Annotated in this window: 11 protein-coding genes; all 11 read left to right on the top strand. The window is 53.2% G+C overall.

What is annotated here, in order from left to right; genetic code table 11:
• Positions 1 to 3: 3 nt before the first annotated feature.
• The 11 genes from dnaB to LK436_RS17880 all read left to right on the top strand — a co-directional run bounded on the left by dnaB (position 4) and on the right by LK436_RS17880 (position 12,025).
• A complete protein-coding gene (gene dnaB / locus LK436_RS17930) occupies positions 4 to 1,341 on the top strand; it encodes a replicative DNA helicase (protein WP_008399057.1) in 1,338 nt (445 codons plus the stop codon).
• 379 nt (positions 1,342 to 1,720) lie between these two features.
• Positions 1,721 to 2,530, top strand: a complete 810-nt coding sequence (locus LK436_RS17925) for a helix-turn-helix domain-containing protein (RefSeq protein ID WP_008399061.1) — start codon at positions 1,721 to 1,723, stop codon at positions 2,528 to 2,530.
• Between the two features lie 636 nt (positions 2,531 to 3,166).
• Complete coding sequence (locus LK436_RS17920; RefSeq protein ID WP_008399062.1) at positions 3,167 to 3,475, top strand: H+-transporting two-sector ATPase subunit H.a; 309 nt, start codon at positions 3,167 to 3,169, stop codon at positions 3,473 to 3,475.
• A gap of 135 nt (positions 3,476 to 3,610) precedes the next feature.
• On the top strand, positions 3,611 to 5,623 hold the full coding sequence (locus tag LK436_RS17915) for a V-type ATP synthase subunit I (RefSeq protein WP_008399064.1): 2,013 nt from the start codon (positions 3,611 to 3,613) through the stop codon (positions 5,621 to 5,623).
• Between the two features lie 2 nt (positions 5,624 to 5,625).
• Positions 5,626 to 6,099, top strand: coding sequence for a V-type ATP synthase subunit K (locus LK436_RS17910; RefSeq protein WP_008399065.1), 474 nt, complete (start codon positions 5,626 to 5,628; stop codon positions 6,097 to 6,099).
• 55 nt (positions 6,100 to 6,154) lie between these two features.
• Positions 6,155 to 6,769: a V-type ATP synthase subunit E gene (locus LK436_RS17905; RefSeq protein WP_008399066.1), complete on the top strand. Its 615-nt coding sequence runs from the start codon at positions 6,155 to 6,157 to the stop codon at positions 6,767 to 6,769.
• 103 nt (positions 6,770 to 6,872) lie between these two features.
• The gene (locus LK436_RS17900) at positions 6,873 to 7,847 is read left to right on the top strand and encodes a V0D/AC39 family V-type ATPase subunit (protein ID WP_008399067.1); all 975 of its coding nucleotides are present in this window, start codon (positions 6,873 to 6,875) and stop codon (positions 7,845 to 7,847) included.
• A complete protein-coding gene (locus LK436_RS17895; protein ID WP_008399068.1) occupies positions 7,840 to 8,160 on the top strand; it encodes a V-type ATP synthase subunit F in 321 nt (106 codons plus the stop codon). Before LK436_RS17900 ends, LK436_RS17895 begins: the two co-directional genes overlap by 8 nt.
• Positions 8,161 to 8,208: 48 nt before the next feature.
• The gene (locus LK436_RS17890; RefSeq protein ID WP_008399069.1) at positions 8,209 to 9,978 is read left to right on the top strand and encodes a V-type ATP synthase subunit A; all 1,770 of its coding nucleotides are present in this window, start codon (positions 8,209 to 8,211) and stop codon (positions 9,976 to 9,978) included.
• Positions 9,978 to 11,351: a V-type ATP synthase subunit B gene (locus LK436_RS17885; protein ID WP_008399070.1), complete on the top strand. Its 1,374-nt coding sequence runs from the start codon at positions 9,978 to 9,980 to the stop codon at positions 11,349 to 11,351. Before LK436_RS17890 ends, LK436_RS17885 begins: the two co-directional genes overlap by 1 nt.
• A gap of 14 nt (positions 11,352 to 11,365) precedes the next feature.
• Positions 11,366 to 12,025, top strand: a complete 660-nt coding sequence (locus tag LK436_RS17880) for a V-type ATP synthase subunit D (RefSeq protein WP_008399071.1) — start codon at positions 11,366 to 11,368, stop codon at positions 12,023 to 12,025.
• Positions 12,026 to 12,214: the final 189 nt, after the last annotated feature.

Here is a 12,214-nt window from a genome sequence, read left to right as displayed (position 1 = left end):
CAGATGGATGAAGCGCTGATTAAGCGCGTGCTTCCTCACAGTACAGAGGCGGAGCAGTCCGTCATCGGCTCCATGCTGATGGACCGCGAAGCGATTATTTCGGCGTCTGAGATTGTCACAGGCGCCGATTTTTACCAGCATCAGTATGGCGTGATGTTTGAGGCCATGGTGGAGCTGTTTAACGAGGGAAAGCCGGTGGATCTGGTGACGCTCCAGGACCGCCTGAAGGAGAAGGATGTTCCCCCGGAGATCAGCAGCCTGGATTTTGTCAGAGATATTATGACGACAGTCCCCACCTCGGTCAATGTGAAGTCCTACGCCAATATTGTGCGTGAGAAGGCAGTGCTGAGAAGACTGATCAAAATAAACGAGGAGATTGCCAATACCTGCTATGCGGGGAAGGACAAGCTGGATGATATTCTGGCTCACACGGAGAAGGCGGTATTCGATCTGCTTCAGAGCAAGGGAAGCGGGGATTTCGTGCCTATCCGCCAGGTGGCCTTAAACGTGCTGGAAAAGATTGAGGCAGCCTCGAAAAACCAGGGCTCGGTCACGGGGATTCCCAGCGGGTTTCATGATCTGGACTACAGGACCTCGGGCTTTCAGCCCTCCGATTTTATCCTGATCGCCGCCAGGCCGTCCATGGGAAAGACAGCCTTTGTGCTGAATGTGGTGGATCACATTGCAGTGAGAAAAAATCTTCCCTGCATGGTGTTCAGTCTGGAGATGTCCAAGGAGCAGCTGGTGAACCGAATGCTCTCCATGGAGTCCAGGGTGGATTCCCAGAAGCTGAGGACGGGAACCCTGTCCGACTCAGACTGGGATGCCGTTGTGGAGGGAATCGGCGTGATCGGAAACTCCAGGCTGATTATAGACGACACGCCTGGAATTTCCATTATGGAGCTGCGCTCCAAGTGCCGGAAAATGAAGCTGGAGCACGGACTGTCCATCGTAATTATCGACTACCTTCAGCTTATGAGCGGAAGCGGGAAGGGAGGGGAAAACAGGCAGCAGGAGATCTCGGAGATTTCCCGTTCCCTGAAGGCTCTTGCCAGGGAGCTGAATGCGCCGGTCATCGCTCTGTCCCAGCTCTCCCGCGCCTGCGAGACGAGGCCGGATCACAGGCCCATGCTGTCTGACCTTCGAGAGTCGGGAGCCATCGAGCAGGACGCGGACATGGTTATGTTCCTCTACAGGGACGACTATTACCACAAAGATACAGAAAATCCGAATATTGCAGAGGTAATCATTGCCAAGCAGAGAAACGGTCCCATCGGAACCGTGAATCTTCTCTGGAGACCGGAGCTCACGAAATTTGAGAATCTGGCGAAGGAGAGGTAGAGAGGGTGGGGTGGCAAAAAAGCCAGTTTTTTCGTTCCAGCGAAGTCACGAAAAAACTGGCTTTTTTGCTGGAGTGAAGTTAATGAAAAAACTGGCTTTTTTGTTGGAGTGAAGTTATGAAAGAACTAGCTTTTTTGCTGGAGTGAAGTTTACGAATAAACTGGTTTTTTTGCTGGAGGAAGGAAATTACAGGGGAAAGGAGGGGGATAAGGGGAGGCGGGATGTGGATGGAGGGGTGAGATTTTTTCTGAACTGTGGATAAGGCTTTTCGAGGGAGATTCTGTTATTTTTGAGGGTTATTTTGACATAATTGGAATTTGGTTTGCATATAGTATAAGTAAGCTACGAAATATTGTGAACCAAAGGAGAGGATTGAATCATGGCTGAGGTACATTATCTGATATCAGACGCTTCCAGGAAGGTGGATGTGGAAGCGCATGTGCTGAGATACTGGGAGGATGAGCTGGAGCTTAAGATACCCAGAAATGAGATGGGACATCGTTTTTATACAGAGTTTCATATCCGTCTGTTTAAGCAGGTGAAAATGCTCAAGGACAAGGGGTACCAGCTCAAGGCGATTAAGACGGCTCTCGCTAAGTCGCTGGAGTCGGACGGCAAGGTGATCATTCCAAATGAAGTGCTGGAGGAGGATGTGCTGGCGGCGCTCAGGGAAGCGGGGGCTTCACAGGGCGGAGAAATTCAGGAAGAAGGGGGACAGGCTGCAATGGACGGGCAGGCTGAGTACAGGAAACAGGGGCAGGAGATTCCGGCTGCAGGCGGACAGGATGGACAGGCTCTCCAGAAAGACGGCGAGGGAGAGGTGACGCTGGCAGCAGAAACCGGCATAAACCGGCAGGAGCCCCAGGTGGGACTTGAGGAGATTCTGGAAAATGGAAAGATGGAGCAGTTCCAGCGGCTCATGAACCACATCATCGGCCGCGCGGTGGAGGAAAACTGCGAAAAACTGAGCCAGGACATCGCCTATATGGTCCATGAGAAGCTCTTAAAGGAGATGGACTACCTGATGCGGGTGGCTGATGAGAAGGAGGAGGAACGGTTTAAACGGCTCGATGAGATTATCCGCATCTACCAGAGGGATAACCAGAGCCGCCTGGAGGCTGCTGCTACGAAGCTTCCGTTTTTCCCGTTCAGAAAAAGAAAGTTTGGGAGGAATGGGAATAAGCTGTAGGGGGCAGAGAAGCGGGAAGCTAAGAGGACAGGGAGGGAGGCCCATGAGCTTCAGTTTATGAATGGCCTCCAGCTCCAGAGGGACAGAAAGAAAATATAGATTCGTGAAAAAGAGGAGAGAATGCTGAGAAGGTGCGCTCTCCTCTTTTGGTTTCTTAGTTTCATCTGTTATATCACCAGATTTCTCTATTATTAGCTGTCCCTCAGGCATATAATTTTCTGCGCCTTTCATGGCAGAGCCCGGAAAACCTGAGAGACTCCTGTGCGGAAATGGTATTATCCTGTCTGTTTTTAATATATTATTCCAAGAAAAATATTTTTGTACAATAAAATAGAAATGAAAAGAAGCATTACCTGATAATAGACAAACAAAACAAATTGTTGTATAATTGATTCAAATGTGCGAAATGCTAATGGTTGATTTTATTTAAAGAATCTGTATTTTATGAATCTGTATTTTATGAATGAAGAGAAGGAGGCCGCATTATACTAAAGTGAGAACGGCTAGAGAGCGGGAAGGGAAGCTTTCTTTTGGCTGTGAGAGGCATTTTGCATGAAGACGGAGCTATTAAAACGGCGCCGGAGGCGCCAGGGTCAGGCAGAAGCCGTGCTTTGCAGGAGAACAGGTGGTGATTAGATGGTGCAGGAGACAATAGAAGCTGTAAAAAAAGCAGAGGCCGAGGCGGAGGAAATGATCAGAAGGGCTTCTGAGGAGGGGCGGCAGCTTGTAAGCAATGCGAGAAGCGAGGCGGAGGCTGAAAGAGAGAAATTCAAGCAGGAGGTTTCTGCAAGGAATTCCAGGTCAGAACTGGATTACGCCAGGGAGGCTGAGGAGCTGATGAGGGAAGCCGAAAGGGAGGCCGGAGAAGAGGCGGCTGCCATGAAGGATAAGGCGGCAGAGAAAACCCCTGAGGCAGTGAAACTTATCATAGAAAGGCTGGTATAAGAGCTGCCGGTCAGGAACAGACAGACACCGTTTAACCCATGCTTCATTTGAGAGTCAGACACAGGTCTGGGGCCTGGAAAGTGAGAGACAGTTCAAGCAGAAGGATGGTCTTGTAAAGACAGGAGGGATGTTTACATGGCAGTTCTGCAGATGAGGAAAATAACCATCTGCGCACTTTTAAAAGATCGGAAACCCGTTTTAGAGCTCCTGCAGGGAGCCGGAGTGGTGGAGCTGTTGAGGACAGAAACAGAGGAGGACAGTGTTTTTAAGCGGCCTGACACGATTTCAGAGCGTCAGTCATGCGAGAGAAATGCGCTCACTGCGGAACAGGCTCTGGAAGCGCTGGGACAGTATGTCCCGGAGCAGACCTCGATCTTTTCAGCTCTCGAGGGAAAGAAGCAGGCGTCGGGAGAGGCCTTCCAGACGCTCAGTGAGAGCCATGACAAGGTGCTTGGGGATGCGAAGCAGATTCTGGACTACAGCCGTCAGATTGCTGAGGACAAGGCCTCTATCGCCAAGCTGCAGGCACAGAAGGAAACCCTCGTCCCTTGGCTGGGCCTAGACGTTTCCATGAAAGCAGCCGGCACAGAGCGGACAGCCCTGTTTATAGGCGCGGTGGGAGGAGAGCTGACTCTGGACCTGCTCTGTGAGAAGCTGGCGCAGAGAGCTCCCGAGACAGATGTCCATGTGGAAATCGTAGGAAGAGACAGAGATCAGACCTGCATAGCAGTTCTGTGTCTGAAGGAAGAGGCCGCTCAGGTGGAGGAGGCCCTTCGGGCCATAGGTTTCGCCCGGCCGGCCCAGGCAGTGGATGAGATTCCCGCTGTGTACAGGGAGGAGCTGGAAGATGAGATTAAAAAGCTGGACGAGAACATCAGGGCCACGGCAGGAAAGCTAAAAGCCTACAGCACAAGCAGAGATAATTTAAAGATGCTCTCGGATTTTTACAGAGTGCGCGCAGAAAAATACAGGGCACTGGGGGAGATGCTTCAGTCGAAACAGACGATCCTGATTACGGGCTATGTGCCGGAGAGGGAGGCAGAAAGGCTGGCAGACAGGCTGAACAGCCGCTTTGAGATTTTTGTACAGACACAGGAGATCCCCGAGGACGAGGAGGCCCCGGTTCTCTTAAAAAACGGTACGCTGGCAGAGTCGGCAGAGGGAGTGACTGCCTCCTTCGGGCTTCCTGCTAAGGGGGAGATCGATCCCACATCGGTGATGTCCCTCTGCTATATTTTCTTTTTCGGACTGATGCTTTCAGATGCAGCCTATGGGCTGATCGTATTTATCGCCTGCTTTGCAGCATTAAAGAAATTTCCGCGGATGGACAGCGGGCTGAGAAAATCTGTCCGGCTCTTTATGTACTGCGGAATTTCCACCCTGTTCTGGGGCGTCATGTTCGGAGGCTATTTCGGAGATGCAGTAGACGTGGTATCCAGAACCTTTTTTGGACGCGAGATAACGATTCCGGCAGTCTGGTTCGTGCCTTTAAACGATCCCATGAAAATGCTGGTGATGTCCATGCTGTTCGGCGTGCTTCATCTGTTCCTGGGACTTGGAATCAAGGGGTACATGCTCCTTCGCGATAAAAAGGTTCTCGACTTTTTCTGCGATGTGGTGCTGTGGTACTGCCTGCTAATCGGGCTGATCCTGATTCTGATTCCATCTGAACTGTTCGCATCCATGGCGCAGATGAACATCGTGTTCCCGGAGCCTGTGAATATGCTGGCAAAGGTGCTTGCCGCTTTCGGAGCCTTGGGAATCCTTCTCATGTCGGGGCGAAGCAGCAGGAATCCGGCTCTCAGACTTGCACTGGGTGCCTACGATCTCTACAACATTACAGGATGGCTGTCAGACGTGCTGTCCTACTCAAGACTTCTGGCACTGGGACTTGCAACAGGAGTTATCGCCTCGGTTATCAACCAGATGGGGAGCATGGCGGGAGACGGAATCCTGGGGGCAGTGGTGTTTATCCTGGTGTTCCTGGTAGGGCATGTGTTCAATCTGGCGATCAACCTTCTGGGAGCCTATGTACACACCTGCCGTCTGCAGTATGTGGAATTTTTCGGAAAATTTTATGAGGGCGGAGGCCGCATGTTCGAGCCGTTTCGCAGAACTACGAAATATGTAGATATTAAGGAGGATTAATTATGAGCAGTATGGGTATTGTATTTGCATTGTTGGGCGCAGCGGTAGCGGTAGGACTTGCGGGCATCGGCTCCGCCATCGGCGTAGGCATGGCAGGACAGGCTGCTGCAGGCGTTGTGACGGAGGACCCGTCCAAGTTTGCCAAGGTACTTATCTTACAGCTTCTTCCTGGAACGCAGGGTATCTATGGACTTTTGGTAGGCTTCCTGGTACTCTCCGGCATCGGACTGTTAGGCGGCGGAGCGGACATGGATATGTCTCTGGCTCAGGGACTTCTCTACTTCCTGGCCTGCCTTCCAATCGGCATCGTGGGACTGATCTCTGCCATTCACCAGGGCAAGACAGCTGTGGCCTCCATCGGCATTGTCGCAAAGAAACCGGAGCAGTTTGGAAAGGCCATGCTGTTTCCGGCCATGGTTGAGACCTACGCCATCCTGGCACTCCTCGTATCCATTCTGGCAGTCAGCGCGCTGTAATGTAATAGGGTAAACAAAAACACGCAGTTTGGCCGGACATGGAGGGAGAGGCAGTATGACGGGACTGGAAAAAATAACGAACCGGATCCTTGAGGATGCCGGGCGGCAGGCCGGGGAAATCCGGGCCGCAGCAGAGGCTGAGGCAGAGGAAATCCTTCGGGAGACGAGGGACAGCCTTGAAAAAATGAGAGAAGAGGCGGACGAGAGTTTGCAGCTTGAACAGAAGAACAGACGAGCCAGGGCAGAGTCCTCGGCCGCACTGAAAAAACGCCAGATGCTTCTCGCTGCGAAACAGGAGATGATAAGCGGCCTTATCGAAAAGGCCCGTGAAACTCTTCTGAATATGGAGGACAGAGAATATTTTGCACTGATAGAAAAAATGGCGGAGTGCTTTCTGCTTTCAGGAGAAGGGGAGATCTGCTTTTCCGAAAAGGATTTAGGGCGTCTGCCAAAGGACTTTGAGGACACGCTTCAAAAGGCAGCAGGGAAAAAGGGCGGAACTATAAAACTTTCCCAACACCCGGTTTCCATCAGCGGCGGCTTTGTGCTGGTCTACGGAGGGGTGGAGGAGAACTGCTCCTTTGAGGCACTGTTTGCAGCCAGGAGGGATGAGCTTTCTGACCAGGTTTCCGGATTGCTGTTTGGAAAGGCGCAGAAAGAGAGTCGGTGACAGGCAGAACTCTGAACATGACAGAACATGACAGTCCCGGCTGACGCTGCGAGGGAAAGCCGGGGCGTGAGAGCATTGAAAGGGCATTGAAGGAGGACAGCGAATGTCTGACAAAAATTACACATATGCAGTTGCGCGCATCCGCGCCATGGAAATGACGCTCTTTTCCGCCTCTGTCATAGAACAGCTGATGGCTGTGAAAACCTATGAGGGCTGCCTGGCCTTCCTGGCTGAGAAGGGATGGGGGAACGGAAATCCCTCCCAGACGGCGGAGGAGATTCTGGAAGCTGAGCGGGAAAAGGCCCAGAAAACGGTAAAGGAGCTTCTGAGAGGGGAGGATCAGATTCTTTCGGTTCTGACCTACCAGAGTCTCTACCACAATCTGAAGGCCGCCATCAAGGGGGCTGTGAACTCCGGTTTTCACGGTTCTGTCTACTATGATGACTGTGCAGTAGACGGAAAGGAAATGGAGCGGATCGTGGCGGAAAAGGACTTTGACGCTCTCCCGGAACATATGAGGGAGGCGGCCAGGGAGGCCTGCGAAACCTTTCTTCATACAGGAGACGGGCAGGCCTGCGACGTGATCGTGGACCGGGCGGCTCTGGAGGCCATTTACAGCGAAGGGAAAAAAAGCAAAGAGCCGGTGATTATGGCCTACGCTGAATCGGTGACGGCGGTAGCCGACATCAAGATTGCCGTCCGCTCCCAGAAAACGGGGAAGGAGCTGGAATTTATGCGCCGGGCTATGGCTCCCTGCGACAGTCTGGACGTGGAGAAGCTGGCCATGGCGGCCCTGTCCGGCGTTCCTGCTATCTGTGAATACCTGGGGGAAACGTCCTACAGAGACGGGGCAGAGGCATTAAAGGAGTCAGCCTCAGCCTTTGAGCGGTGGTGCGACAACCAGCTGATAGAGTCTATCAAGCCGCAGAAATACAATCCGTTTTCAGCGGGCCCTCTGGTGGCCTACCTGCTTGCCAGGGAAAATGAGATTAAAACTGTGCGGATCATCCTGACAGGAAAGCTGAACGGCCTGCCGGATGAGAGCATCAGGGAAAGGATCAGGGAAATGTATGTATAAGATAGCGGTCATCGGAGATTACGACAGCATTTACGGCTTTGCTGCCCTGGGGCTTGACACATTTCCCGTAAAGGAAGCAGAGGAAGCGGAAGAGCTGTTTTACCGCCTGGCCTCCGGGGATTACGCCGTCATCTATATTACGGAGGCGGCAGCCGCCGGTATCGGCCATGCGATCGAAAAGTTTAAGGAGAGTCTGCTCCCGTCCGTCATCCTGATTCCCGGTGTTTCCGGGAATACGGGCAAGGGGATCGAGAGAGTCAAGAGCTCCGTGGAGCAGGCAGTGGGTTCGGATATATTGTTCGGCACAGTTTAGCCGGGCTGACAGGGAAAAGATTAGAAGAAAGGTGGGTGAAGCCTTCCAATGAGCAAAGGTGTGATTAAAAAGGTAGCAGGCCCGCTGGTCATTGCAGAGGGGATGCGGGATGCAAATATGTACGACGTAGTCCGGGTCAGCAGCCAGCGGCTGATTGGAGAGATCATTGAGATACACGGGGATCAGGCGTATATCCAGGTTTACGAGGAGACCTCGGGACTGGGGCCGGGGGAGCCGGTGGAGTCCATGGATATGCCGCTGTCCGCTGAGCTGGGACCGGGACTCATCACGAGTATTTACGACGGAATCCAGCGTCCTCTGGACGATATTATGAAGATAACAGGGAGCAATAACCTGAAGAGAGGCGTGGAGGTTCCCTCCTTAAAGCGTGACCTGAAATGGAATTTCGTTCCCACAGTGAAGGCCGGCGATGAGGTAGAGGCCGGAGATATTATCGGAACCGTGCAGGAGACCATTGTGGTCGTACACAGGATCATGGTTCCAAACGGCGTAAAGGGCACCGTAAAGGAGATCCGGTCAGGAGAGTTTACAGTGGAGGAGACAGTGGCTGTCATATCAACGGAAAACGGAGACAGGGAGCTGACCCTGATGCAGAGATGGCCCGTCAGACAGGGGCGGCCCTACCAGAAAAAGCTGCCGCCTGAGATGCCTCTTGTGACAGGCCAGAGGGTCATCGACGCCTTCTTTCCTATCGCCAAGGGCGGCGTGGCCGCAGTTCCGGGGCCGTTTGGAAGCGGCAAGACCGTGATCCAGCACCAGCTGGCCAAGTGGGCGGAGGCCGATATCGTGGTCTATATCGGCTGCGGCGAGCGCGGAAATGAGATGACAGATGTATTAAACGAGTTTCCGGAGTTAAAGGATCCCAAGACAGGCCACTCGCTGATGCAGAGGACGGTGTTAATCGCCAATACCTCCGATATGCCTGTGGCTGCCAGGGAGGCTTCCATTTACACGGGAATTACCATTGCGGAGTATTTCAGGGACATGGGCTACTCGGTGGCCCTGATGGCCGATTCCACCTCCCGCTGGGCCGAGGCTCTCAGAGAGATGTCAGGCCGTCTGGAGGAGATGCCCGGCGAGGAGGGCTACCCGGCTTACCTGGGAAGCCGTCTGGCTCAGTTCTACGAGAGGGCAGGCCATGTGATCTGCAAAGGAAAGGACGGCAGAGAGGGAGCTCTGTCCGCCATCGGAGCCGTTTCCCCTCCGGGAGGCGACATTTCCGAGCCTGTTTCCCAGGCGACGCTGCGCATCGTGAAGGTATTCTGGGGACTCGACTCGTCCCTGGCCTACAAGAGGCATTTCCCGGCTATCAACTGGCTGACCAGCTATTCGCTCTATGTGGACAACATGGGCAAGTGGTTCAACGAGCACGTTTCATCGGAATGGATGACCTGCCGTCAGGGCATGATGAGCCTTCTGCAGGAGGAGGCAGAGTTGGAGGAGATTGTAAAGATGGTAGGCATGGATGCGCTGTCGCCTTCTGATCGCCTTAAGATGGAAGCGGCCCGCTCCATCCGCGAGGACTTTCTGCACCAGAACTCCTTCCACGAGATTGACACCTATACGTCCCTGAGAAAGCAGTTCCTCATGATGAAGCTGGTGCTCGCCTTCTACGATGAGTCAAGGAAGGCCCTGGAAAACGGGGCAAACGTGCAGGGGTTAATCAAGATGGCTGTGCGGGAGAAGATCGGCCGTTTCAAATACGTGACGGACGATGAGATTGAGAGGGAATACGAGGCAGTTAAAGAGGAGCTTGGGAAGGAAATTGACGACGTGCTCAGAAGGGAGGACTTCTAATGCCAAAGGAATACAGAACCATACAGGAGGTTGCAGGTCCTCTGATGCTGGTGCGGGGCGTTGAGAATGTGACCTACGACGAGCTGGGAGAGATTGAGCTGGCAAACGGAGAGACAAGGCGCTGCAAGGTCCTTGAGATCGACGGGGGCAATGCCCTGGTACAGCTGTTTGAGAACTCCACAGGAATTAACCTTTCCAACAGCAAGGTGCGTTTTCTGGGAAGGACCATGGAGCTTGGGGTGTCTGAGGACATGCTGGGACGCGTCTTTGACGGACTGGGACGCCCCATCGACGGAGGGCCTGAGATCCTTCCGGACGAGAGAAGGGACATTAACGGACTTCCCATGAACCCGGCTGCCAGAAGCTACCCCCAGGAGTTTATCCAGACAGGAGTTTCTGCCATCGACGGACTGAACACTCTGGTAAGAGGACAGAAGCTGCCCATCTTCTCGGCTTCCGGCCTTCCCCACGCAAACCTGGCGGCCCAGATTGCAAGACAGGCCAAGGTGCGGGGGACAGATGAGCAGTTTGCCGTTGTCTTTGCAGCCATGGGAATTACCTTCGAGGAGTCCCACTTCTTTACGGAGAGCTTTAAGGAGACGGGAGCCATCGACCGGACCGTGCTCTTTATCAATCTGGCAAACGATCCGGCCGTAGAGCGAATCGCCACCCCGAAGATGGCGCTGACGGCGGCGGAGTACCTGGCCTTTGAAAAAAATATGCACGTGCTGGTTATTCTGACGGATATTACAAACTATGCCGATGCCCTGAGAGAGATCTCCGCGGCCAGGAAGGAGGTTCCGGGCCGCCGCGGCTATCCGGGATACATGTATACGGATCTGGCCTCCATCTATGAGAGAGCAGGGCGGCAGAACGGGAAAACTGGCTCCATTACCATGATCCCGATCCTTACCATGCCCGAGGATGATAAAACCCATCCGATCCCGGACCTGACGGGCTACATCACAGAGGGGCAGATCATCCTGAGCCGTGAGCTCTACAGAAAGGGAGTTATGCCGCCTATCGACGTGCTTCCGTCCCTGTCCCGTCTGAAGGATAAGGGAATCGGCGAGGGAAAGACGAGAGCCGACCACTCCAACACCATGAACCAGCTCTTTGCAGCCTACGCAAGGGGCAAGGAGGCCAAGGAGCTGATGGTTATTCTGGGTGAGGCGGCCTTGTCCGACGTGGATCTGATTTACGCGAAATTTGCCGACGCCTTTGAGAAGGAGTACGTTTCCCAGGGCTATGAGACAGACAGGAGCATTGAGGAAACCTTAAAGATTGGCTGGAAGCTGCTCTCCATCCTTCCGAGAAGCGAGCTGAAGAGAATCGACGACAAGTTCCTGGATATGTACTACGGGAAGGAATAGGGGAGGTGTGAAGCATGGCTCAGGCCCAGGTGAACCCCACCAGAATGGAGCTTACAAGGCTCAAAAAAAAGCTGACCACAGCTGTCAGAGGCCACAAGCTCTTAAAAGACAAGCGAGATGAGCTGATGCGCCAGTTCCTCGATTTGGTCAGGGAAAATATGGCTCTCAGACAGAAAGTGGAGGACGGAATACGGAGCGCGAATTTAAACTTTGTCATTGCCAGGGCGGGAATGAGCGAACAGGCCCTGAACACCGCTCTGATGGCGCCGAAGCAGGAGGTGTATCTGGAAGCCGGGAAAAAGAATATCATGAGCGTGGACATACCCGTGTTTGAGTACAAGACCAGGACGGCCAGCGAACATGATATTTATCCCTACGGCTTCGCCTTTACGTCCAGCGATCTGGACGGAGCTGTAAAGTCTCTGCAGGACGTGCTGCCGGAGATGCTGAAGCTTGCACAGACCGAGAAAGCCTGCCAGCTTATGGCGGCGGAGATTGAAAAAACCAGACGAAGGGTAAATGCCCTGGAACATGTCATCATCCCGGAAACCCAGAGGAATATCAAATATATTACCATGAAGCTGGATGAGAATGAGAGGAGTACCCAGATCCGGCTCATGAAGGTGAAGGATATGATGCTGGAGGAGGCACATCATTATAAAGATAGGGCATAAAAGTAGGGCATAAAAGTAGGCCATAAAAGCAAAAACTCAGAAACCGAGGGAACGGTTTCTGAGTTTTTCTTTTATGGCGGGGGGAGGAGTGTCGGGCGGGGGAGGGAGTGTAAGCGAGGGGGCTTTTGTGGAGGGGAAGGGAGTGTCAGGCGGAGGAGGGTGTAAGCGAGAATTTCTTTGATGGAGGGA

Origin of the sequence: Clostridium sp. M62/1 (assembly GCF_020736365.1) — a bacterium.
Classification (GTDB): domain Bacteria; phylum Bacillota; class Clostridia; order Lachnospirales; family Lachnospiraceae; genus Otoolea; species Otoolea saccharolyticum_A.
This window is presented reverse-complemented; position numbering and strand designations above follow the sequence as displayed.